Genomic DNA, 22,928 nt, shown 5'->3' with positions numbered 1-22,928 from the left:
CCAGGTGGGGGACTCGGCATGACCTTGGGATGGTCATGACAGTGTGACGGTACGTGGGACGCTACGCGCGTGGTAAGGGGGTCCAGTTACCGCCGTTGGTCTACTCCTGCGAAATACTTGACGTGCTGCGGAAACCACCGTGTGTGAAGACAACTTTCAGGCGTTGAAAGCGGGAATGCTGTGACCGACGCGCGCAATGCGGCAGATGCGACGGCGTCCGACCCCTCGGCGGACGCGCTGGAGCGGGAACTGACGGTGCTTTTCCGCCGCGCGCGGGCGGCCTCGGGCGAGCTGGCCCGGGCCGTGCACCCGGAGCTGGAGCCGGCCGCCTACGGGCTCCTGGTCCGGCTCCAGGAGGTCGAGCCCGAGCGGGCCACCGACCTGGCGTCCTACTTCGGGGTCGGGAAGGCCACGATGAGCCGTCAGCTGCGGGCACTTGAGGCTCTCGGGCTGGTCGCCCGAGAGCCTGATCCCGCCGACGGGCGGGCCTTCCTCATGCGGCTCACCGCCGGCGGGCGGGAGCGGTTCGACCGCGTCCGCGGAGCCCGGCGGGCGGCCTATCTGCGCCAGCTCGCCTCCTGGGACCGGTCCGACATCGCGGACCTCGCCCGCCTCCTCCACGCCCTCAACGAATCCCCCCCGGAAGTCCTCTGACCCCTTCCCCCCACCCGGGTGACACCCCCGGTGACTGCCCCTTGCGGTGGGCGATCGCCTTCCGCCCGGTGGGGGCTTGTCGCGCAGTTCCCCGCGCCCCCAGGTGATTGCCACTTACTGTGGCGTTGCCTTCTTTCCGCCCGTCCGGGCGGGGCGCGCAGTTCCCCGCGCCCCTTAAAAACGCTCACCCTTTGCCCGAGAGGGCACCCATCAGGGGCGCGGGGAACTGCGCGACAAGCCCCCACCGGGGGAAGGTCCCGGGGGCGAGGGAAAGGGGCAGGTCGGAGGGCTACAGGTCGATGAAGATGGCGGTGGCGTCGTCGAATGGCTTGCCCCGCGGCACGGCGGCACCGTGCGGGTCGGCGGACTCGCGGTCGCGCACCCGGGTGAGGAGGGCCTCGGGGCCCGCCTTGCGGAGGAGGGCGAAGGTCGACGCCCAGTCGTCGGCGTGGAAGACCTCCACGCAGCGGGCCGCCCCGTCGGTGAGCGCGGCCAGCCCCCGGACGGCCGCGACCGGCGTGGAGCCGGTGACCGCCTTCGAGGCCACCGCCGGATCGGCGGCGGCCGTGAAGAACCCCCCGGGAAGGTTGCGCAGCGGGCCGACCCGCCGCCCCTCCGCCCGGAGCCGGTCGATGCGGTCGTCCAGGACCGCGGTCACGGAACCGTCGGCGTCCTCCAGCAGCAGCACGGAGTCGGAGAGCACGAGGTGCTCCACCTCCTCCGCCCCCCACCGCACGGCGACGACCGTGGCCTGCGGAGTGAGCGGGTGAGAAAGGTCACATGTGTCACGGTGGGCATCCGCCGTACCGGCGATGGATGCCGACAGACAGTCGGCAAGTGTGATGTCCGGCCGCGAAAGGGACAGTTCGAGCAGCGCCCCGCCGAGCCGCGCGGTGAACCACGGCACCGAGTGCACGCAGTTGCCGTTGTCCGGCGGCGGGGTCACCCCGTCGAGCAGGACCAGCGCCCCGCCGTGTCCTCCGGCGGGCAGCGCCACCGCCACGAAGTCCTCGTTGGGTGCCCCGGGCGTCCCGGGAGCCGTCGCCGTCTCGATGCGCATGGGCTCAGTCTGCAACAGCCCGCGTTCGAACCCTTCGACCGGTCGGTCGGTCGGCCGGGGTGTGGGCGGGCATCCTGTCAAAAGCCGCCCGGCGGCGCCAGTATGCGTGCGGCGTGGCGTGGCCCTGTCCGCTCTACTCGGCTTGTCCGGTGTGTCGCCAGTGCGATTCACTCGTTCGAGTGTCCGGGGGAGGGAGGCATGGCCCCCCTCCTGGCGGGACTGCAAGGGTCGGTGTCAGCCCCTGCATATTCCCGGGGAACTCCCGCCTGCGATACGTGATTGCGAGCCAGAAGTGCGTGAACGACGTCAACCGCGTGAGCGTCGGGTCAGGCAGCGCATGCTGGCCGCCCTGCTGGTGTGCGCCGCCGCGGTGGTGGCCGCGGCCGTGCCCGGCGTCGCACTGGGCGTCGGCGATCTGACGGCCGCCCAGGACCGGGCGGCGGCCGCCGACCTGGCCACCCGCACGATCGTCCTGGCCCACGACCTCGCCGACGAGCGGGACGACGTGGCCGCCCTGGTCGCGGCGGGCGCGGGGCCGCCGCAGCTGCCGGCCGCGGACGGGACGCGTACGGACCGGCAGGTGCAGGACGTGCTCGACGCGGGACCGGCGGCCGACCTGCGCAAGGCGCTCGGCGCGCTGCCCGGTGTCCGCAGGGCGGCGCTCGCGGCGAGTGCGCAGCGGCAGGGTGTGCAGGCCGTGGTGGCGGCCTACCAGCCGCTGACCGACGCGCTGGCGCGGGCGGGGGAGGGGCCGGGCGCCGACCCGCTCACCCGGGTGGCCGGTGCCTCCGCCGTGCAGCGCGGGCTGCTGGTGGGCGCCCTCACCCAGGGCGGCACCCAGCCCGCCCTGGTGTCCGCGGCTCAGGCGGCCAGGGTCCAGGAGGCCGCCGCGCTCGCCGACTTCCGCGCCTCGGCGCCCGCGGACCTGCTGGACCGCTTCGACAAGACGGTGACCGGCACGGACGTCACGACGGCGGAGAAGGACACCGCGGAGCTGCTGGACGCGACGGAACTGACCCGCACCGACCGGGCGTTGGGCGCTGCCCCGGTCAAGTCCGCGCTGACCGCCAGGATCGACCTGATCCGCAGCGTCGAGGCGTCCGCGGCCACCGACCGCGCGAAGGCGGCCACCGCCCACCGCAACCACACCGTCACGGTCCTCGAACTGCGCTGCGCACTGGGCGCCTTGTGCCTGCTGCTGCTCGTGGGCTCGCTCGTCGCGCTCTTCCGCAGCATGACCCGCCCGCTGGCGGCGCTGTACCGCTGGTCGCGCTCGGACGCCGAGAGCGGCCAGGGCGTCGAGGTGATCGGCCAGGACGAGTACGCGGCCGTCGCCCGCCGTGCCAACGCGCTGACCCACGAGGCGCAGGCGTTGCGCTCCCGCGCCGCCGAGCTGGCCGGCGACCTGACCGCGCAGCGCGGCGCCACGCAGGGCACCAGGGGCGCGCTGGCCGGGGCGGTCGCGGAGAAGGACGCCCTGCGCCGAGCCCATGACGAGCTGGTCGCCCATGTGGCCGAGCTGGACCGGGAGTTGAGTTCGGCCGCGGCCCGCAACGCCGCCCATATGACCCATGTCAGCCTCTCCCTGCGGACGCTGGGCCTGGTGGAGCGGCAACTCGCCCTGATCGAGGGCATGGAGGAGCAGGAGCAGGACCCGGACCGGCTCGCGACGCTCTTCCAGCTGGACCACCTGGCCACCCGGATGCGCAGGAACAGCGAGAACCTGCTGGTGCTGGGCGGCACCGAGCACAGCCACGGCGCCACCGCCCGCCCGGTCCCGCTGATCGACGTGGTGCGCGGGGCGATCTCCGAGGTCGAGCGCTACGAGCGGATCCGCATCGAGGTGCTGCCGGGCGTCCGGGTGGCAGGCCGGGCCTCCGACGACGTGGCTCACCTGATAGCCGAACTCCTGGACAACGCCACCGGTTTCTCGGCGCCGACCACCGAGGTCCTGCTGTCCGGCGAGCTGATGGAGACCGGTGAGGTCGCGGTCGCCGTGGTCGACTCGGGCATCGGGCTGCCCGCCGAGCGGCTGGAGGAGCTGAACGCGCTGCTGGCCGACCCCGATCCGATGCCCCCGGGCGCGGTCGCGGGCATGGGCCTGTACGTGGCCTCCCGGCTGGCCCGCAGGCACGGGGTGCGGGTGCGGCTGCACTCGCTGGCCTCCGGCGGCATCCAGGCCGTGGTGGTGCTGCCGGGGCTGCTGGTGCCCCCGGTCGCGCCCGACGAGCCGCCCGTCACCCCGCTCGACCCGGCCGCCTTCTCCGGCGGCGACCCGCGCCGCCACACCGCACCCGCACCCGCAGCCGTACCGGAGCCCGTACCCGTACCGGAGCCCGCACCTGTGACGCCCGTACCCGTGGCGCCGCCCGCTCACGTCATCCACCTGCCGGCCCAGGCGCCGAGCCCCGACGAGATCCACGGCTACGCCCTGCCCGCAGCGGAGCCCATATCCGCCCCCGAGCCCGCCCCCGCACCCGCCGCGCCGCCCGCTCCCGCCGGCCAGAGCCTGCCGCAACGGGTGCGCGGTGCGACCGGCACCCGGCGGGCCGCGCCGCCCGCCCCGGTGCCGCCGGTGGACGCCGAGGCGCTGCGGCGCCGCCTCGACGGTCTGCAGCGCGGCCTGCAGGCGGGCCGCGCCGAGGCCGTACGTGAACGTGACGAATCGCCCGCGGGGTCGCGCGGGCCCGCAGATCCCGCAGGAACCGTTGAGGAGGCGACCCGTTGAACGCGGTCGGCACGCAGACCGGGGCTCTCAGCAGCGAGGCCCGCAGTTTCCAGTGGCTGCTGCACAATTTCGTGGCGGAGGTGCACGGCATCCACTCGGTCGCGGTGGTCTCCTCCGACGGCCTGCTACTGCTCGGTTCTGAACCTGACGATGTATCCGGCGCCGCGGACGGGCAGAATATGCCGGAGGCGCCCGCGCATCCGGGCCAGGCCGGCCAGAGCCGGATGGACCTCGCCGCGGTCGTGTCGGGACTTGCCTCGCTCACCGTGGGCGCGGCGCGGCTGATGGACGGCGGTCGGGTTCGGCAGACCACCGTCGCGATGACGGACGGAGTGCTCGTGGTGATGTCGATCAGCGACGGCTCGCTGCTCGGTGTGCACGCGGCGGCCGACTGCGACATGAGCGTGATCGCCTATCACATGGCCCTGTTCGTGGGCCGTGCAGGACACGTACTGACCCCCGCACTCCGCAGCGAGTTGCGCCAGGCCACCGGGAGCGCCGACTGATGTCGTCCATGTCCGCACTGCCCAGACGCGGGGCACCGCAGCGAGGTGCCGACCGCAGGACGGACCGGGTCCGTCCGTATTCGCTGACGGGCGGTCGGACCCGGGTCGGCCATGTGCTGCTGGTCGAGACGTTCGTGGCGACGGTGGAGGGTCCTGAGGAGGCGTACGCGTCCGGCCGGGGCGGCTGGAGCGAGCGGGTCCTGCCCGAAAGGCGGGCGATCGTCGAACTGTGCAGGAGAATGCGGTCGGTGGCCGAGATCTCCGCTCTGCTGAAGATGCCGCTCGGCGTCGTCAGGGTGCTGCTCAGCGATCTCGCCGACCAGGGAAGAATCCGCGTGTACGGCACCGGGCACGGGTCCGGCAGCCCCGACCGCGCGCTGCTCGAAAGGGTGCTCAGTGGACTTCGCAGGCTCTGACCGGCCGGACGGCCTGCAGGACTGGCAAGGCGAACGCGACCGGGCGCCGGTGTCCACGAAGATCGTGGTGGCCGGCGGCTTCGGGGTGGGCAAGACCACTTTCGTCGGCGCGGTCTCCGAGATCACCCCGCTGACCACCGAGGCGGTCATGACGCAGGCCAGCGAGGCGCTGGACGACCTGGCCGCCACCCCGGACAAGGTCACCACCACGGTGGCCATGGACTTCGGCCGGATCACGCTGGAGAAGGACCTGGTCCTGTACGTCTTCGGCACCCCGGGGCAGCAGCGCTTCTGGTTCATGTGGGACGACCTGGTGCGGGGCGCGATAGGGGCGGTCGTGCTGGCCGACACCCGCAGGCTCGCGGACTGCTTCCCCGCGCTGGACTACTTCGAGGGCACGGGCCTTCCGTACACGGTCGCGGTCAACCAGTTCGAGGGCACCGTCGCGTACACGGGCGAGGACGTACGCGAGGCGCTCGCGGTGCCGTCGCACATCCCGGTGCAGATCATCGACGCGCGGAAACGGTCCTCCGTGGTCGACGCGCTGCTCGCGCTGGTCACCCACGCCCTGGCCGAACAGCCCTTCTGACCCGGGCGGTTCCGACGTCGTCGGCAGCGCCTCCCCACCTGATCCCGAGCCAGACCCGACCCGAAGCGGGGTGCAGTTGCGCAAGTTACTGATCGTCGGAGCCGGGCAGGCGGGCCTCCAACTGGCCCTCGGCCTGCAGGCCCGTGACTACGACGTCACGGTGATGTCCAACCGCACGGCCGACGAGATCCGCACCGGCCGGGTCACCTCCACGCAGTGCATGTTCGGTGCCGCCCTGGCCCACGAGCGGGACGCGGGGCTGGACTTCTGGGCCGACCAGGCGCCGCGAATACCGGGGCTCGGCATATCCGTCGCCGGTGACTCCGGCACCCCCGGCGCTCCCCGCGCGGTCGACTGGCTCGGCCGCCTCGACGCCCCCGCGCAGTCCGTCGACCAGCGGGTGAAGATGGCCGGCTGGCTGGAGACCTTCGCGGAGCGCGGCGGCAAGGTCGTCGTGCACGCCGCGACCGCCGCCGACCTCGACTACTTCTCGCTGGCCTACGACCTGGTCCTGGTCGCGGCGGGCAAGGGCGAGACCGTCTCGATGTTCCGCCCCGACGCGGCCCGTTCGCCCTACCGCGACCCGCAGCGCGCGCTCGCCGTCGCCTACGTCCACGGCCTGGCCCCGCGCCCCGAGCACCCCGACGTCGCCGCGGTGCGCTGCAACCTGGTGCCCGGCGTCGGCGAACTCATCGTCATCCCGGCGCTGACCACCTCGGGACCCTGCGACATCCTCTTCTGGGAGGGCGTGCCCGGCGGCCCGGCCGACGCCTTCGAGGCCGTCGCAGGCCCCGCGGAGCACCTGGCGCTGACCCTGGACCTGATGCGCCGCTTCACCCCGTGGGAGTACGAGCGGGCGTCCGCCGTCGAGTTGACCGACGCGAACGCCACGCTCACCGGCGGCTTCACCCCGACCGTACGCGAACCCGTCGCGGAGCTGCCCGGCGGCGGGCTGGTGCTGGGGGTGGCCGACGTCGTCGTCGCCAACGACCCGCTCACCGGGCAGGGGTCCAACAACGCGGCCAAATGCGCGGCCGCTTACCTCGACAGCATCACCGAACGCGGTGAACTGCCCTTCGACCGGGCCTGGATGCACTCGGCCTTCGACCGCTTCTGGACTCAGGCGGGACCCTCCACCCGCTGGACCAACGCGATGCTCGGCGGACCGCAGGACCACGTCCGCCGCCTGCTGGCCGCGGCGCAGACGCAGCCGCGGATCGCCGACCGCATCGCCAACGGCTTCGACCGGCCCGCCGACTTCGCCGAGTGGTTCTACGACGCGGGGGCCGCGGCCGACTACCTGGCGGCCACCGCGTAGGGCTCAGCCCAGCGGCTCGGGCGCGGCGGCCTGGTCGTAGGGCGCCGGGATCTGCCGCGGCCGGTAGTCGCCGACCGGCAGGGCGCCCAGGTCCGGGCGGACCGCACCGAGGATCGGGTTGGCGGCGATCGGCGAGACCGTCACCACCGCGCCGGTGTGCGGGGCCTGCACGACCAGGCCGTTGCCGATGTAGAGCGCCACGTGGGTGGCGCCGTGGAAGTAGACGACCAGGTCGCCGGGGCGCAGCAGCGACAGCGGCACGTGCGGCAGCTCGGCCCACTGCTGCTCCGCGGTGCGCGGGATCGTGACGCCCGCGTGCGACCAGGCCTGCGAGGTCAGCCCCGAGCAGTCGAAGGACCCCGGCCCCTCGGCGCCCCACACGTAGGGCTTGCCCAGCTGCGCGAAGGCGTAGCCGATCGCCTTGTCGCCCGCCGTGGAGGGCGCGCGCAGGGCCGCGTCGGGGCCGAGCGGCTTGGAGTCCATGAACTCCTGCTGCGCCTTGTCCGCGCCCTGCTTCTCCAGCGCCTGCAGCTCGCTTGTCTGGACCCCGCTGAGCCCGGCGAGCAGCGCCTCGACCTGCCGCAGGTGCGCCTCGATCTGCGTCTTCTGCGCGGCCTGCCGGTTCTGCGCGACCTGGGCCGCGTCCAGCGCGCGCTGCGCCTGCGTGTTGAGCGCGGCGAGCCGCTTCTCGTCCGCGGTCAGGCCGTCCACGACGTCCTGCTGGTGCCCGACGGCCCGCTGGGCGATGTGCAGCGTCCCGAAGAACTCCTGCGGGCTCCTGCCGCCCAGCATCGACAGGTACGGCGACAGGCCGCCGGTGCGGTAGAGCTGCCGGGCCAGCTGCCCGACCTGGTCCCGTCCCGAGGCCACCTGGGTGCGCTGCGCCGCCAGCCGGGTGTCCAGCGCCTCGGCCTTGGTGCGCTGCTGGTCGGCGGTCTCCTTGGCCGTGTTGTACGCCTCGGTCGCCGCCTCGGTCTGCTGGTAGAGCGACTGGAGCTGGGCCAGCAGGGCGGGCAGCGAGGCGGGGTCCGCGGTCGCCGACGGGAGCGGGACCGCGGGCTCCTGGCCCGGGGAGGTGGCCGCGGGGTCGGGAGCCGGCGTGCCGGTCGCGGACGGGACCGGGACCTGCGGTTCGTACGGTCGTGCCGCCGCGCGCTGCGCCGCGGGCAGCGACAGCGCCGCGGAAGCGAGCAGCGCCCCGCACACCGCTGCCGCACGAAGCCAGGTCCTGGTACTGCGAGCCGCCTGCATCCCCACGTCCTCCCGGTGACGAACCCTCAGGATCGTGTCATAGGTTGTCATATCTTCGACAGCGGGAATGGGCAATTCCGCCCAAGTGGTTCACTCCGGCGGGTGACGGCGGCTCACCCTCAGGGTACGTACGGATACCAGGGGGTCCAGGCGACGTAGCCCTGGAGCACGGCCGTCGCCCGGTTCTCCCGCCGTTACGGCGACCCCCTTGAGGGTGAGTCTGTTCATCTTCATGACGCCAACGTCGAAAAAGCGTACGGCCCGGTCACCGCCCTCGGGACCGGGCCGTACGCGTACGGGGGCGCTGTCCGGCGTCAGCCGAAGTAGCTGTGGAAATTGTTCGAGAACTCCCAGTTCGAGAAGTGGTCCCAGTTGACCGACCATGTCATCAGGCCGCGCAGCGCCGGCCAGGTGCCGTGGGTGGCGTATCCGCCGCAATTGGTCTTCCTGGTCAGGCAGTCCAGCGCCTGGTCGACCGCGGCCGGGGCGGTGTAGCCGTTGCCCGCGTTGACCGAGGCGGGCAGGCCGATGCCGACCTGAGAGGGGGCCAGCGCCGGGAACATGTTGGCGGTGTTGCCCGCCACCGGGAAGCCGGTGAGCAGCATGTCGGTCATCGCGATGTGGAAGTCCGCGCCGCCCATGGTGTGGTACTGGTTGTCCAGACCCATGATCGGCCCGGAGTTGTAGTCCTGGACGTGCAGCAGCGTCAGGTCGTTGCGCAGGGCGTAGATCACCGGCAGGTAGGCCCCGCAGCGCGGGTCCTGGCCGTTGAACGGCCCGGAGCCGTAGAACTGGTAGCCCATCTGCACGAAGAAGGTCTCCGGCGCCATCGTCAGCACGAAGCCGCTGCCGTAGCGGGCCTTGAGGGTCTTCAGCGCGGAGATCAGGTTGACGATCACCGGCGTCGTCGGGTTCTTGAAGTCGGTGTCGCCCGCGTTCAGCGACAGCGAGTGGCCCTCGAAGTCGATGTCGATGCCGTCCAGGCCCCACTGGTCGACGATGCCGCTCACCGAGGAGACGAAGGCGTCACGTGCGGCCGCCGTGGTCAGCTGCACCTCGCCGTTGGCGCCGCCGATCGACAGCAGCACCTTCTTGCCCTTGGACTGCTTGGCCTTGATCGCGGCCTTGAAGTCCGCGTCCGACTCGACCGAGGGGCACTCGGCGGCCGAGCAGCGGTTGAAGTGGATGCTGCCCGAGGTCGGCGAACTGGTCTCGCCGAAGGCCAGGTCGATGACGTCCCAGCTGTCGGGTACGTCCGCGAGGCGGGTGTAGCCCGAGCCGTTGGCGAAGGTCTCGTGCAGATAGCCCACCAGGGCGTGCGTCGGCAGCCCGCCGGACGGCGGCGGCGAGGTCGGGGGAGTGGTGGGCGGTGTGGTGGGAGGCGTCGTCGGCGGGGTGGTCGGCGGGGTCGTGGGGGGTGTGGTCGGCGGGGTGGTCGGCCCGCCGCCGGGACCCTGCAGCGAGATGTCGTCGGCCAGGTAGGCCGGCTGCCCGTACCAGCCGTGCACGTACACCGACGCGCTGGTCTGGCTCGCGCCGGTGGTGAAGGACACGGTCAGCGGGGCGTAGCCGCTGCCCGTGCCCGGCGTCCAGGTGCTCGTGCCGCCGTCCACGCCGAGGTAGACGTAGCTCCCCTTGACCTGGGCGGTCAGCGTGTACGCGGTGTTCGGCGCGACGCTCACGGTCTGCTTGCACTGGCCGGTGGCGGAGGCGGACGGCACGCCCTGCACCGCGTACGTCCCGCTGTGCGCCTGGCCGCTGACCGCGGTGGCGCCCGCGTCGCAGGTCCAGCCGCTCAAGTTCCCGGCCTCGAAGCCGCCGTTGGCCAGGAACTCGCCGGCGCTCGCGGTGGGGGCCAGGGCGACCAGGCCGCCGACGGCGACGGCGCCCGCGAGGGCGGCGGACGCGGCGGCGAACGATCTTCTCCGGGTGGGCATGGGGGGATGCTCCTTCGGTGGGGGGCGCTCAGCGCTCACCGCGCAGCAAACAGGTTTAGACCAATCGTGTCAATGGTCCGGACCAAAGTCCCCGCCGGTGCGTCAGCCGCGCTTCGACCAGGGCCACTTCGGGCCGGCCGGGGGCCGGCCCTCGGGGTCATACGTGAACACCCACGGCGTGCGGTGCTTTCCGCGCTCCCCGTGCTCGCGGTGGTACACATACCGCCGCTCACCCGCCGGGACCGTGTACGACCGGGGCGGCTGCCCCGTCATCCCCACGATGACCTCGATGGTGCGCCCATCGAGTGGCCCCCCGACGAACTCGCACTCCTCATGCCTCATACCTCACCTTCCCACGCCGGGGTCGCCCTTCCGCCGACCGCGGCGGTTCGGGCGGTTCCCCATGCGCCTGGCGGCGAGCGTTTCCAGGGGCGCGGGGCTGCGTCTGATCTGCGGCTGGCGCCGCGCGGGCGCGCTGTCCGCAGGGTGCCTCTGCGGCGGGCGGCGCCCACTCAGGGCGCGGGGAACTGCGCGCCCAGCCTCCAGCGCTTCGCCTGGGGGTGCCCCCACTCGCTTCGCTCGCCGGCCGGTGGTCCGGCTCCGACAGGAATTGCCCCTTCGGGTCGGTGACGACCCGCGCGCCCGGTGGGGGCTGGTCGCGCAGTTCCCCGCGCCCCTGAAAAGCACCGCCCTGCGCAAGGGCACCCCCGAGCCACCGGGGCCGGTGGGCGCGCGCCCCCTTGCCGAGGGGGCCGCCGGACGGGGTGGGGCGGGGATAGGTCGCCGTACTCTGATGGCATGAGTACGGCGCCGGCGTACCGCCGGATGAGTGTGGCTGAGCGCCGAGCGCAGTTGCTGAGGTCCGCGGTGGACCTCTTCGGGCACCGCCGCCCGGAAGACGTGTCGATCGACGACGTGGCCGCAGCGGCAGGCGTCTCGCGGCCCCTGGTCTACCGCTACTTCCCCGGGGGGAAGCAGCAGTTGTACGAGGCCGCGGTGCAGGGCGCCGCGGAGGAGCTGACCGGGCGGTTCGCCGTACCGTCGGAGGGTCCGCCGACCGGGCGGCTGGCGGCGGCGCTCGACCGCTACCTGGCCTACGTGGACGAGCACGCGCCGGCGTACGGCGCCCTGCTGGGCGGGGGCGGCGTCGCCGAGACCAGCCGTACGGGCGCGATCGTGGACGGGGTGCGCCGCCGCGCGGGCGAGCAGGTGCTGCACCACCTGGGTGTGACCGAGCCCGGCCCGCGCCTGGCGATGATGGTGCGGTCGTGGATCGCCTCGGTCGAGGCGGTGTCGCTGATCTGGATCGACGAGGGCCGCAGCCAGCCGGTGGCGGAGCTGCGGGACTGGCTGGTCGACCACTTCATCGGCCTGCTGCTGGTGACCGCGACCACCGACCCTGAGACGGCGGAGGCCGCGGCCCGCGCGCTGCCGCAGGAGACCCGCGACAGCCCGGCGGGCGGGCTGCTGGCCCGGCTGGCCCCGCTGGCGCCCGCGGCGGCGCACCTGCTGGGGGAGAGCGAGAGCCCGGGCCACGGCGCAGGCTGATGCCCGTGCTCGTGCCCGTGCCCGGGCCACGGCGTCGGCCCGGCACGACGAGGGGGTGCGCGCCCGCCGGGGCGGGTCAGCCCACCAGGCCCGAGGCCCGCCAGAGTTTCCGGCTCGGCCCCCTGATCAGGCCGATCTCCTCGAAGAAGTCCATCAGCCGCTTCGCGGACTGCTTCATCACGTCCCGCCGGTGTGGGCTCTCCAGCGCGACCCGCGCGGCCTGCTTCGGGTCGAGGCCGACCGATGCGTAGACCTGCGGGCTGATCAGGGAGCGGGCGATGACGCGTGCGGCCTGGGCCGAGGACAGCCGGGTGAACTCGATCTCCCAGCGCGGCGCGGTGGCCATCTGCCGCCGCAACTCCTCGCGGGCGTAGCGGATGTGCCGGGCCTCCTCCACGACGTGGATGCGGGTGATGCCGCGTACCAGCGGCTGTATCCGCTCGTCGGGGAAGGTCAGCCGCTGCATCCAGTCGAGGATCTCCTCGGCGAGCAGTGTGCCGGTGAAGGAGCCCGGGGTCGTGGACACCGTCTTGAGCACCCGGCCGAGCTGGACGTCGAGCCGGCTGGGCCGGTAGGCGGGCGTGCCCATCGTGGTGACCGCGCGGGCGAACATCTTGGAGTGCCGGCACTCGTCGGCGATCTCGGTGAGCGCGTAGCGGACGTGTCCGCTGGTCGGGTCGAGGTCGTAGGTGTGCCGCAGCAGCAGCTGCATGAGGATCGTCTCGAACCACACCCCGATCGAGCACAGCGAGGCGGCTTCGTGCCGGCTGAGGGTGATCCGCTGCTCCTCGGAGAGCTGCTTCCACAGCGGGGTGTCGTACAGCGAGACCAGTTCCGGCGGCCAGAACCAGCTGCCGTCCTCGAAGGGCGCGTCCCAGTCGAGTTCGGTGTCGGGGTCGAAGGAGTGCTTCGCGGACGCCGCGAGCAGGCGTTCCGCGGTCTTCTCGCGGTCGGTCAGTGTGGCGTCCATGCCGAACGGGCCTCCGGTGCACGAGGGTTACCTGCGGTACGGTCTTATGAGACTCTGTGTCAACAAGGCCGTCAAGCCCCCGCGCACCGCGAATGGAGCCGCCGATGTCGACGGAAGGCCGCTACACGACACCCCCCGCCGAGTGGATCTGGCAGGTGCCGGCCCAGGGCGCCGCCCGCTTCAGCTGGGAGTACGACGACGGGCGTGACCGGCTGCTCGCGCTGTACCAGAAGGGCAAGGACAAGCAGTGGGACGCGGTCCGGCGGATCGACTGGGACCTGGAGGTCGACCCGCACGACCCGCTGGGCACCCCCGACGAGGCCATGTCGCTGTACGGCACCCGCTACTGGGACGCGATGTCGGACACGGACCGCGGCCTGCTGCGGCAGCACTACACCTCGTGGCAGTTCAGCCAGTTCCTGCACGGCGAGCAGGGTGCGATGGTGTGCGCGGCCCGGATCGTGGAGTCGGTGCCCGACCTGGACGCGAAGTTCTACTCGGCGACCCAGACCATGGACGAGGCGCGGCACGCCGAGATCTACGGCCGCTTCCTGCACGAGAAGATCGGCATGCTCTACCCGGTCAACGACAACCTGCAGGCGCTGCTCGGCGACACCCTGCGCGACTCCCGCTGGGACATGCCCTATCTCGGGATGCAGGTGCTCATCGAGGGCCTGGCGCTGGCCGCCTTCGGCATGATCCGCGACACCACCACCAAGCCGCTGCCCCGGCAGATCCTCGCCTACGTCATGCAGGACGAGGCCCGCCACGTGGCCTTCGGGCGGATGGCGCTGCGCGACTACTACAAGCAGCTGACGGACGCGGAACTGCGCGAGCGCGAGGAGTTCGTGATCGAGGGCTGCTACCTGATGCGCGACCGGCTGCGCGGCCTCGAAGTGCTGGAGAACTTCGGCATCCCCACCGCGGAGGCCGCCGAGCTGACCGAGAAGTCGGAGTTCCTGCATCTGTTCAGGAAGCTGCTGTTCTCGCGCATCGTGCCGTGCGTGAAGGACATCGGGCTGTGGGGGCCGCGGCTGCAGAAGGCGTACGTCGACCTGGGCGTCTTCGACCTCGGCGACTCCAACCTGGACCTGCTGATGACCCAGGACGAGGAGATCGCCGAGCAGTTGGACGCCGAGCGCTTCGCCGCGGAGGAGCAGGCGCGGGTGGCGGAGGTGGCGCAGACCATCACCCAGGGGGCGGACAAACCCGCGTAGGATCGTACGCTTGTCCGATGACGGACACGGGACCGATATCGCGGCGCGCGCAACGCCGGGCCAGGGCGCGCCGCCGCCGCAGAAACGCCGGCGTCGGCGTGTCCGTCGTGCTGATCGCCGCGGTGGCCACCGGCTGGGCCGTCTACGGCCGCGGCGGCAGCCCCGCCGACGCCGCCGCCCACCAGGCCGCGGCGAACGCCCCGGCGACGACGTCGGGCCCGGCGTCGAAGCCGGCCGCAAAGGCCCCGGCGGAACCGCGGGGCACGGTGACCCTCGCCTTCGCCGGCGACGTCCACTTCACCGAGCGCACCGCCGGCCGGCTCGGCGTCGACCCTGCGCTCGGCCCGATGGCGGCGACCCTGTCCGCCGCCGACTTCGCGATGGTCAACCTGGAGACCGCGATCACCACCCGCGGCACCCCGCAGCCGAAGAAGTACCACTTCCGCACCAACCCGGCAGCCCTCGGCGCCCTCCAACGCTCCGGCATCGACGCGGTGACCATGGCCAACAACCACGCCGTGGACTACGGGTCGCAGGGCCTGGCCGACAGCCTCGCGGCCCAGGCCTCCTCGCCGATCCCGGTGGTCGGCATCGGCGCCGACGAGACCGCCGCGTACAAGCCGTACGTCACCACGGTCAACGGTGTGCGGCTCGCGGTGGTCGCCGCCAGCCAGGTGCAGGACTACACCAACCAGAGGTTCCGGGCCGGACCCGACAGCCCCGGCATCGCCTCCGCACTGGACCGGCCGCGGCTGCTCAAGGCGGTGCGGGACGCGAAGAAGCAGGCCGACGTGGTCGTGGTGTACCTGCACTGGGGCACCGAGGGGCAGAGCTGCCCGGGCCCCGAGCAGAAGTCCATCGCCGCGGACCTGTCGGCGGCAGGCGCCACCGCGGTCGTCGGCACCCACGCCCATGTGATGCTCGGCTCGGGCATGCTCGGGCCGACCTACGTCGCCTACGGCTTCGGCAACTTCCTCTGGTACGGCTCCTCGCCCTACCCGCACTCCGACCAGACCGGCGTGACCACCCTCACCGTGACCCGCGGCAAGGTCACCAGGGCGGTCTTCACCCCCGCCCTGGTCGACGGCGACGGGGTGCCGCAGCCGCAGACCGGCGCGGCGGGCCGCGGCATCACCGATCGGTACGCACAACTGCGCGGCTGCACGGGCCTGGCGACCGCTCCGCACTGATACGTCCTGATCGTGTAACGACCCCCTGGCGCGGGCAGGGCGGCGGAACCGTACCCTGGGCGCCCGCATCTATCCGTGCGCAGGCCGCGCAGGACACGGATCTGCGAATACGGGACGGGCGACCAAGTGGGCGGGCGGTTACACATCATGACGGGACGGCGGATATCCCTGGGGCGGCTGGCACCCGAGCGGCTGCGCAGCGCACCGCAGGGGGCGGTGGTAGGAGTGGCGGTCGCGGTGGTGCTGCTCGCGGCCCTGCTCTCGGCGCTGCTGGCACCCGGCGGCGGGGGCAGCGACGCGGCGGCGGCCTCGCCGACCGGCGACCAGAAGGGCGGCACCCAGCAGGCCCCGGTGCCGCCGTCGAGCACCACCCACACCCCGGCCACCACCCCGCCGGCCACGGTCGCCGCGGTGCCGGAGTCCATACAGCACCAGGCCGAGGCGCCCGGCAAGGCCGTCAACATCACCATCGACGACGGCCCCGACCCGCGCTGGACCCCGCAGGTCCTCGAAGTCCTCAAGCGGCACCACGTGCACGCGACCTTCTGCATGATCGGCCCGCAGGCCAAGGCCAACGCCGCGATGGTGCGCCGGGTCGTCGCCGAGGGCCACCGGCTGTGCGACCACACCGTCACGCACGACGAGTCGATGGACCACAAGCCCTTCGCGTACCAGCAGAAGGAGATCATGGACGCCCTCGCCATGATCGAGGAGGCGTCCGGCGGCGCCCCCGTGCAGTACTACCGGGCGCCCGGCGGCGCCTTCACCCCCGCCAGCCGCCACCTCGCCGCCCAGCACGGGATGCGCCCGCTGGGCTGGAACATCGACACCAAGGACTTCTCCCGGCCCGGCGTCGGCACCATCGTGGCCACCGTCAAGAGCGAGATCCACAACGGCCCGACCATCCTCTTCCACGACGGCGGCGGCGACCGCAGCCAGACCGTGGCCGCCCTCGACCAGACGCTGACGTGGCTGGCCCAGCAGGGCTACGCGTTCAGCTTCCCCAAGGTCAGCTGACCGGCTGGTCGTAGGGCCGCGGCGGCGCGGCCAGCACCGACTGCATGACCGCCCGTGCGATCGGTGCCGCGCTGCCGCCGCCCGAGATGTCGGCCCGCGCCGCCTCCGCGTCCTCCACCACCACGGCGACCGCCACCGCCGCCCGGTTCGCGCCGGGCGGTTTGGCGTAGCTGATGAACCACGCGTACGGCGTGCCCTTGTTGCCCACCCCGTGCTGCGCGGTGCCGGTCTTGCCGCCGACCACCGCACCGGGGATCGCCGCGTTGGTGCCGGTGCCGTCGGAGACCACCGCCTCCATCAGTTCCTGCAGCTGCCCGGCGGTGGCTTCGCTGACCGCCCGGTGCAGTCGCTCGGGACGGGTGTGCGCCACCACCGCACCGCCGTGGTTGGTGACCCGGTCCACCAGGTAGGGCCGCATCAGCTCACCGCCGTTGCCGACCGCCGCGGCCACCATCGCCATCTGCAGCGGTGTCGCGGTCGTGTCGAACTGCCCGATCGAGGACAGCGCCACCTGGTCGCGGCTCATTCTGGTGTCGAAGTTGCTGCGCGCCACCGCCGGCGGCACCCGCAGCCCGTCGTCGTTGAAGCCGAAGGCCTCCGCCTGCCGGGCCATCGCGGTCAGGCCCACGTCGGCGCCCAGCTTCGCGAAGACGGTGTTGCACGAGACCCGGAAGGCGTCGTAGACGCTCGCGTCCTCGCACCCGCGGCCCTCGTTCGTCAGCGACCAGGTGGTGCCGGGCAGCCGGTAGGGGTCGGGGGAGTCGGTCGGCGCGTCCAGGTCGGCGACCGCGCCGCTCTCCAGCGCCGCCGCCGCGGTGACCACCTTGAAGGTCGAACCCGGCGGGTAGGTCTGCCGGATCGCCCGGTCCAGCATCGGCTGCGCCGGGTCGTCGTTGAGCCGCTGCCACTGGTCGGTGACCGCGGGGCCGGTGCCCGCGAGCAGCCCCGGGTCGTAGGAGGGCGACGACACCAGGGCCAGGATGCGCCCGGTCGCCGGGTCCACGGCGGCGACCGCGCCGCGCCGGCCGGCGAGCCCGTCGTAGGCCGCCTTCTGGGCCGCCGCGTCGATCGTGGTGTGCACGTCGCCGGGGCGCTGCCGGTCCCGGGTGATCTCGTTCCACAGCGGCACCGACGCCAGTTGGGAGCTGGTGCCGGACAGCAGCCCGTCCTCGGTGCCCTCCAGCAGCGAGGTGCCGTACGTCTGCGAGGCGAAACCCGTGACGGGCGCGTACAGCGGCCCGTCGCGGTAGGTGCGCGCGTACGCCAGCTGCCCGCCGGTCTGCTGCGACCCGGTCACCGAGGCGCCGCCGACCAGGATGCCGCCGCGGGGGTGTTCGTAGCGTGCGATGGCGATCCGCCGGTTGGCCGGGTCGCGGGCGTACGAGCCCGCCTCGACGACCGTCACCCGCACCGCGTTGACCGCGAGCGCCAGCAGCAGGACCAGGCACAGGGCGGCGCAGCGGCGGATGCAGCGGGTCACGGGGCGTCCTCCTCCGGCAGGGCGGGCGGCGGGCGGCGGGCGCTGTCGCTGACCCGGATCAGCAGCGCCACGATGATCCAGTTGGTGACCACCGAGGAGCCGCCCTGCGCGAGGAAGGGCATCGCCATCCCGGTCAGCGGGATCAGATCGGTCACCCCGCCGGCGATCACGAACACCTGGAGCGCCAGGATCGAGGCGAGCCCCACCGCGAGCAGCCGCCCGAAGGGGTCGCGCAGCGCCAGGCCCGCGCGCATCCCGCGGGCCACCAGCAGCGCGTAGAGCGCCAGCAGCGCGCACAGCCCCACCAGGCCCAGCTCCTCGCCCGCGGTGGCCAGGATGAAGTCGGACTTGGTGGCGAAGCCGATCAGCTCCGAGTGCCCCTGGCCCAGGCCCGTACCGAGCACCGCACCGTTGCCGAAGGCGTACAGCGACTGGGCCAGCTGGCCCGGGCCGAGCCCGGCGTGCACCGACGCGAAGGGGTGCAGCCAGTCCTCGACCCTGCTGTGCACGTGCGGTTCCAGGGAGCCCACCGCGACCGCGCCCGCCGCGGACAGCAGCAGGCCCACCGCGACCCAGCCGGTCCGCCCGGTCGCCACGTACAGCAGCACCACGAACAGCCCGAAGAACAGCAACGATGTGCCGAGATCGCGCTCCAGCACCAGCAGCCCCACGCTCAGCAGCCAGATCGCCAGCACGGGACCCAGCACGCGCCCGGTCGGCAGCTGGAGTCTGCGCAGCCCGAAGACCTGCCGCCCGGTGTAGGCCAGCGCCGCCCGGTTCGCCGACAGGTAGGCCGCGAAGAAGACCGCGAGCAGCACCTTGGCGAACTCGCCCGGCTGGATGGAGAATCCGGCGACCCTGATCCAGATCTTCGCCCCGTTGACCGCGGGGAAGAAGATCGGTGCCGCCATCAGCGCCAGCGCCGCCGTCACCCCGAGGTAGGAGTAGCGGGCCAGCACCCGGTGGTCGTCGAGCGCCAGCACCACCAGCACGAAGAGCGTGATGCCCAGCGTCGACCACACCAGCTGCGTCGGCGCCGCCCGCGGTCCCAGCGACGGCTCCAGGTCGAGCCGGTAGATCAGCACCAGGCCGAAACCGTTGAGCAGCACCGCGATCGGCAGCAGCAGCGGGTCCGCGTACGGCGCCCTGGCGCGTACCGCCAGATGCGCCAGCACCGCGAGCAGCGCGAGCCCCGCGCCGTAGCCCGCCGCGTCGCGCGGCACCGCCCCGCGGGTGGCCAGGCCCACTTCCGCGTAGCCGTACACCGACACCAGCACCGCGGCGACCGTCAGCGACAGCTCCACCCCGCGGCGGCGCGACCCGGGCGGCGCCGCGGGGCGGGCCGCGGCCGGGGGCGCCTTGGGCGGCGGAGCGTCGGCCGACGTTGCGCTCATGGGCTGCAACCTAGCAAGGCCGCACCGACATGTCCGTCATGTCACCCGCGAGGCGGCGGCGCCGGTCCCCCCGGGGGCCTGTCGGCGGCCGCGCGTAGGGTTTCCGGTGTGACCGCACACAGCGCACGCGCCGCCGTTCCTGAGGACCTCGCGGACCTGCCGTATGCCGGTCTGCTGCGCCCGCACACCGGCCCGCTGGACGTCGAGGGCGACTACGACACCGTCCACCTCGACCGGCTCGACGTGCCCGAGGGCACCCGGGCGGCCGGCTCGCGCTTCCTGGAGTCGGCGATCACCGACTGCGTCCTGGCGGGCACCGACCTGCGCGCCGCCCGCTTCAACGACGCGTGGGCGTCCGGCACCCGCTTCACCGGTTGCACCCTGGCCGGCAGCCAGTGGCTGGACACCGCGCTGGTCGGCTGCTCGCTGGCCGGCGTCGAGGCCTACGACGCGGTGCTGCGCCGGGTCACCTTCGTGCGCTGCAAGCTCGACTCGGTCAACCTGCGCTCCGCCGCGCTGCACGACGTGGTCTTCGAGGACTGCGTGCTGCGCGACGTCGACCTCGGCGAAGCCCGCCTCGACGGGGTGTCCTTTCCCGGCAGCCGGATCGAACAGGCCAGATTCGGCCGGGCCACACTCAAGAAGGCCGACCTGCGCGGCGCCCTGACCATCGACCTCGCCGACGGCTACGAGTCGCTGCGCGGCGCCGTGATCTCCCCGGCCCAGCTGCTGGACCTGGCCCCCGCGCTCGCCCAGACCCTCGGCCTGACCGTGGCCGAGCCCACCCTCACGTCCGACCCCGACAGGAGCACCAAGCGATGAGCACCCTCCACGACATCCCGCTGCGGACCCTCGACGGCGCCGCCACCACCCTCGGCGAGCACCGCGGCAAGGCCGTCCTCGTGGTCAACGTGGCCTCCAAGTGCGGGCTGACCCCGCAGTACGAGGGCCTGGAGCGGCTGCAGCAGAAGTACGCCGACCGCGGCTTCACGGTGCTCGGCGTGCCGTGCAACCAGTTCGGCGGCCAGGAGCCCGGCACCGCCGAGGAGATCCAGACCTTCTGCTCGACCACCTACGGCGTCAGCTTCCCGCTGCTGGCCAAGGCCGACGTCAACGGCGCGAACCGCCATCCGCTCTACGTCGAGCTGACGCAGCTGGCGGACGCGGCGGGCGAAGCGGGCGATATCACCTGGAATTTCGAGAAGTTCCTGGTCGACGGCTCGGGCCAGGCCGTCGCGCGGTTCCGTCCCGCTGTCGCTCCGGAGGCGTCCGAGGTCACTGGGGCCATCGAGGCGCTGCTGTCGAGCTGACCCACTCGCCGGGGTGGCACTCCCGGTCTGACCTGGGACGGAGATGCCTAGATGCGCGTATGCGCCATGGCAGAATCCGGCCGGTCTGCGGACGTTGTCCGGAAGCAGGCGTGCTGGAAGGCTTGAACCACCGCCCCGGCGACGAGAAGGGACAGTGGAAGTGCAGGACTACGAATTCCGGACCGGCCACCTGTGTGTCGAGACGGATCCTGCGCTCTGCCTGCCCTGCCAGGAGCGGTTGGATCGGCAGCTCGCCTTGCTTCCCCGGGTATACGGCGAGTTGGAGGTTGTACTCGTAGCAGCGCAGGACCCCGGCGACAGACTGTCCGGCACTGACCGGCCCGGCATCCCCCTGAACGGACCGGCAGTCGAGGCGCGCGCAGCTATTCGGGACACCTTGGCCTCCTGGGCCGATCTGATAGTCGAGGGCCGCACCGTCCGCCTCCCCCTGCGGACGGTGCCGGCCCTCGCGGCTTTCCTGCGTCGTCACCTCGGATGGCTGGCCGTGCATCCGGCGGCCGACGACGCAGCCACGGACATCGACAACGTCCTGCAGCACGCACTGGCCGTCGCCAGGCCGCACCACGCCCTGATGGCGATGGCGGTCTCGGTCGGGTCCTGACCCGAGCCCCGACCGGGCCGCCCGCCCCGAGGATCCCCCCACAAAATGCAGGAAGCACCGTGCGGTCCGCGAACCATCACGGACCGCACGGTGCTTTTGCGTGTGGTGTCGGTGCGCTACACCGCGACGGCCGTCGAGGTGGTGGCGTCCGGGAACCAGCCCGCGGGGGAGACGGCGGGGGCCGCGTCCGGGAACCATCCGGCGGGGGCAACCGCGGGAGCCGCGTCGGGGAACCATCCGGCCGGGGCAACCGGGGCGGGGGCGTCCGGGAACCAGCCGGCGGGGGCCGCGTCGGGGAACCAGCCGGCGGGGGCGACCTCGGCAGGAGCGTCCGGGAACCAACCGGCCGGGGCGACCTCGGCAGGAGCGTCCGGGAACCAGCCGTCAGGGGTGACGGTGCCGGTCGAGGAGGCGGGGGCCGGGTCGGGAGCGGGCGAAGAGGAAGCATCGGCGGCAACGGCTGTGCCGGCAGCCGACGACAGAACGAGCACCAGCGCTGCAACAGCGGAGACATGGGTCGAACGTCGGATCCGCGACATCACATAATCCTTAGGTGGGCAGGGGAAAGAGGGGTGCTCACTATGGTGGTGTAGCGACACGTAACTTTGCCAATGATGGCAAATACGCACAGGCGGAGGCCAGGTTCCGCTTGTGCGTATGTCTGCCATGGCGTGAATGCGCCGGTGTGATCGTCCTCAGATCAGGCCGTGCGCTGCCGCAAGAACCCCTGCCTGGAATCGGCTGTCCGCCTCAAGATACCTCATGATCTCGGAAACCAGGCGACTCACCGTCCTCAGTGATACACCGAGTTTTCGGGCGATCCGCTCGTCAGTCAAGCCGTTGGCCAGCAGCCGCATCGTCGTGCGGTGCTGTTCGGTCAGCTCGCTGTCCGGGTCCAGGCCGTTCGCCGCGTTCGCTGTGTAAGGGACCGAACGCAGCCAGCAATCCTCGTACATTGCCACGTACGAGCGCACGAGAGCCGGTCCTCTGACGACTACCGCGGGACCCGACGGATCTTCCGGATTGGCAAGCACCAGTGCACTGTGTGTATCTGCCATCAGGAGGTCGAAAGGCACCTGCGGCGCCAATCGCACATCCACTCCGGCGGCCGTCAGATCGGAGAGGTATTTCCGTTGCCTGGGCGCGGAGTTAATGCTCTGGCCATAAATGGCACGCACCTTTATACCGCGGGCTATGAGCGCGTTGTCGGCCGTGAGCGAGCCCGCCAGGACCTCGCTGGAGGGCAGCGGCCCCGGGTGCATCCAGCTGGCCGACTCGGTGATCGTCGCGTCGAAGTCGCGCAGGAACTGCCGGCGCCGGTGGTCCTTGGTGACCAGCTCGACCTCGATCTCGGCGTTCTCCCGCATCACCGCGGGGCGGTACCGCTCCATCAGGGACTCGGCAGCCGTGACGATCGAGGTCAGCTCGTCGCGCTGGCGGCGCAGCGAGGCCCGCTGGCGGGCCAGCAGCTCGATCAGCGCGGTGTCCGGCTCGACCGGGTCGATCACGTCCCCGCTGTCGCCGGGGCGGATCAGCCCGAGCTCCTCAAGCTCCCGCCAGCCGGCCTCGGCCTCGGCCTCGGTCAGCCCGATCGCGGCCGCGGCCTTGGCCGGGACGGAGGAGCCATTGGTGCGCAGTGTCTGATAAAGGGCGAGCCCGATGTCGGCCGCATTCGGCCCACCACCCCTCACCGAATTGGCCACGGATTCCCTCTTTCGTCG

22 protein-coding genes are annotated in these 22,928 nt (G+C 72.5%); 13 read left to right on the top strand and 9 right to left on the bottom strand.

Features of this window, described 5'->3' with window-relative positions; all coding sequences use genetic code 11:
* Positions 1–180: 180 nt before the first annotated feature.
* Positions 181–654, top strand: a complete 474-nt coding sequence (locus JT723_RS28415; RefSeq protein WP_205047684.1) for a MarR family winged helix-turn-helix transcriptional regulator — start codon at positions 181–183, stop codon at positions 652–654.
* Between the two features lie 289 nt (positions 655–943).
* Here the strand turns inward: JT723_RS28415 and JT723_RS28410 are convergent, their stop codons facing one another.
* The gene (locus JT723_RS28410; RefSeq protein ID WP_205047683.1) at positions 944–1,714 is read right to left on the bottom strand and encodes a hypothetical protein; all 771 of its coding nucleotides are present in this window, start codon (positions 1,712–1,714) and stop codon (positions 944–946) included.
* A gap of 337 nt (positions 1,715–2,051) precedes the next feature.
* Here JT723_RS28410 and JT723_RS28405 point away from each other — a divergent pair, with 337 nt between their 5' ends.
* The 5 genes from JT723_RS28405 (at position 2,052) to JT723_RS28385 (ending at position 7,271) form a co-directional block, all read left to right on the top strand.
* Positions 2,052–4,442, top strand: a complete 2,391-nt coding sequence (locus tag JT723_RS28405; protein WP_205047682.1) for a sensor histidine kinase — start codon at positions 2,052–2,054, stop codon at positions 4,440–4,442.
* Positions 4,439–4,948, top strand: coding sequence for a roadblock/LC7 domain-containing protein (locus JT723_RS28400; RefSeq protein ID WP_205047681.1), 510 nt, complete (start codon positions 4,439–4,441; stop codon positions 4,946–4,948). The genes JT723_RS28405 and JT723_RS28400 overlap by 4 nt, the downstream gene beginning before the upstream one ends.
* Positions 4,948–5,364: a DUF742 domain-containing protein gene (locus JT723_RS28395; RefSeq protein ID WP_205047680.1), complete on the top strand. Its 417-nt coding sequence runs from the start codon at positions 4,948–4,950 to the stop codon at positions 5,362–5,364. The genes JT723_RS28400 and JT723_RS28395 overlap by 1 nt, the downstream gene beginning before the upstream one ends.
* Positions 5,345–5,953, top strand: a complete 609-nt coding sequence (locus tag JT723_RS28390; RefSeq protein WP_205047679.1) for a GTP-binding protein — start codon at positions 5,345–5,347, stop codon at positions 5,951–5,953. Before JT723_RS28395 ends, JT723_RS28390 begins: the two co-directional genes overlap by 20 nt.
* A 76-nt stretch (positions 5,954–6,029) precedes the next feature.
* A complete protein-coding gene (locus JT723_RS28385) occupies positions 6,030–7,271 on the top strand; it encodes a styrene monooxygenase/indole monooxygenase family protein (protein ID WP_205047678.1) in 1,242 nt (413 codons plus the stop codon).
* Between the two features lie 3 nt (positions 7,272–7,274).
* Here JT723_RS28385 and JT723_RS28380 read toward each other — a convergent pair whose 3' ends face one another.
* From JT723_RS28380 to JT723_RS36625, 3 genes are all read right to left on the bottom strand, one after another.
* Positions 7,275–8,522: a C40 family peptidase gene (locus JT723_RS28380; protein WP_205047677.1), complete on the bottom strand. Its 1,248-nt coding sequence runs from the start codon at positions 8,520–8,522 to the stop codon at positions 7,275–7,277.
* A gap of 314 nt (positions 8,523–8,836) precedes the next feature.
* On the bottom strand, positions 8,837–10,459 hold the full coding sequence (locus tag JT723_RS28375) for a chitinase (protein WP_205047676.1): 1,623 nt from the start codon (positions 10,457–10,459) through the stop codon (positions 8,837–8,839).
* Positions 10,460–10,561: 102 nt separating this feature from the next.
* Positions 10,562–10,801, bottom strand: coding sequence for a DUF8847 domain-containing protein (locus tag JT723_RS36625; RefSeq protein ID WP_240166315.1), 240 nt, complete (start codon positions 10,799–10,801; stop codon positions 10,562–10,564).
* A gap of 456 nt (positions 10,802–11,257) precedes the next feature.
* On the opposite strand from JT723_RS36625, the gene JT723_RS28370 reads away from it, so the two are divergent.
* Positions 11,258–12,007: a TetR/AcrR family transcriptional regulator gene (locus JT723_RS28370; RefSeq protein ID WP_205047675.1), complete on the top strand. Its 750-nt coding sequence runs from the start codon at positions 11,258–11,260 to the stop codon at positions 12,005–12,007.
* Positions 12,008–12,083: 76 nt separating this feature from the next.
* Here JT723_RS28370 and JT723_RS28365 read toward each other — a convergent pair whose 3' ends face one another.
* Positions 12,084–12,977 carry an AurF N-oxygenase family protein gene (locus JT723_RS28365; protein WP_205047674.1) on the bottom strand — a complete coding sequence of 298 codons (894 nt, stop codon included), beginning with the start codon at positions 12,975–12,977 and terminating at the stop codon, positions 12,084–12,086.
* A 104-nt stretch (positions 12,978–13,081) separates the two neighbouring features.
* On the opposite strand from JT723_RS28365, the gene JT723_RS28360 reads away from it, so the two are divergent.
* The 3 genes from JT723_RS28360 (at position 13,082) to JT723_RS28350 (ending at position 16,401) form a co-directional block, all read left to right on the top strand.
* Positions 13,082–14,194 (top strand): ferritin-like domain-containing protein, encoded by a 1,113-nt coding sequence (locus tag JT723_RS28360; RefSeq protein WP_205047673.1) that lies wholly within the window; start codon positions 13,082–13,084, stop codon positions 14,192–14,194.
* 17 nt (positions 14,195–14,211) lie between these two features.
* Positions 14,212–15,384 carry a CapA family protein gene (locus tag JT723_RS28355; RefSeq protein ID WP_205047672.1) on the top strand — a complete coding sequence of 391 codons (1,173 nt, stop codon included), beginning with the start codon at positions 14,212–14,214 and terminating at the stop codon, positions 15,382–15,384.
* Between the two features lie 147 nt (positions 15,385–15,531).
* Positions 15,532–16,401 (top strand): polysaccharide deacetylase family protein, encoded by an 870-nt coding sequence (locus tag JT723_RS28350; protein WP_205047671.1) that lies wholly within the window; start codon positions 15,532–15,534, stop codon positions 16,399–16,401.
* Here the strand turns inward: JT723_RS28350 and JT723_RS28345 are convergent.
* Complete coding sequence (locus tag JT723_RS28345) at positions 16,394–17,881, bottom strand: peptidoglycan D,D-transpeptidase FtsI family protein (protein ID WP_205047670.1); 1,488 nt, start codon at positions 17,879–17,881, stop codon at positions 16,394–16,396. The two genes, JT723_RS28350 and JT723_RS28345, sit on opposite strands and share 8 nt — an antisense overlap.
* Positions 17,878–19,275 carry an FtsW/RodA/SpoVE family cell cycle protein gene (locus JT723_RS28340; protein ID WP_205047669.1) on the bottom strand — a complete coding sequence of 466 codons (1,398 nt, stop codon included), beginning with the start codon at positions 19,273–19,275 and terminating at the stop codon, positions 17,878–17,880. Before JT723_RS28340 ends, JT723_RS28345 begins: the two co-directional genes overlap by 4 nt.
* A 108-nt stretch (positions 19,276–19,383) precedes the next feature.
* On the opposite strand from JT723_RS28340, the gene JT723_RS28335 reads away from it, so the two are divergent.
* From JT723_RS28335 to JT723_RS28325, 3 genes are all read left to right on the top strand, one after another.
* Positions 19,384–20,097 carry a pentapeptide repeat-containing protein gene (locus JT723_RS28335; RefSeq protein WP_205047668.1) on the top strand — a complete coding sequence of 238 codons (714 nt, stop codon included), beginning with the start codon at positions 19,384–19,386 and terminating at the stop codon, positions 20,095–20,097.
* Complete coding sequence (locus JT723_RS28330; RefSeq protein ID WP_205047667.1) at positions 20,094–20,585, top strand: glutathione peroxidase; 492 nt, start codon at positions 20,094–20,096, stop codon at positions 20,583–20,585. Before JT723_RS28335 ends, JT723_RS28330 begins: the two co-directional genes overlap by 4 nt.
* Before the next feature lie 154 nt (positions 20,586–20,739).
* On the top strand, positions 20,740–21,207 hold the full coding sequence (locus JT723_RS28325; protein WP_205047666.1) for a hypothetical protein: 468 nt from the start codon (positions 20,740–20,742) through the stop codon (positions 21,205–21,207).
* A 116-nt stretch (positions 21,208–21,323) separates the two neighbouring features.
* On the opposite strand, the gene JT723_RS28320 is transcribed toward JT723_RS28325, so the two are convergent.
* The gene (locus JT723_RS28320) at positions 21,324–21,746 is read right to left on the bottom strand and encodes a hypothetical protein (RefSeq protein WP_205047665.1); all 423 of its coding nucleotides are present in this window, start codon (positions 21,744–21,746) and stop codon (positions 21,324–21,326) included.
* A 156-nt stretch (positions 21,747–21,902) separates the two neighbouring features.
* Positions 21,903–22,910, bottom strand: a complete 1,008-nt coding sequence (locus tag JT723_RS36290) for a helix-turn-helix transcriptional regulator (RefSeq protein WP_205047664.1) — start codon at positions 22,908–22,910, stop codon at positions 21,903–21,905.
* Positions 22,911–22,928: the final 18 nt, after the last annotated feature.

Origin of the sequence: Actinacidiphila bryophytorum, from assembly GCF_016916835.1 — a bacterium.
Classification (GTDB): Bacteria; Actinomycetota; Actinomycetes; order Streptomycetales; family Streptomycetaceae; genus Actinacidiphila; species Actinacidiphila bryophytorum.
This window is presented reverse-complemented; position numbering and strand designations above follow the sequence as displayed.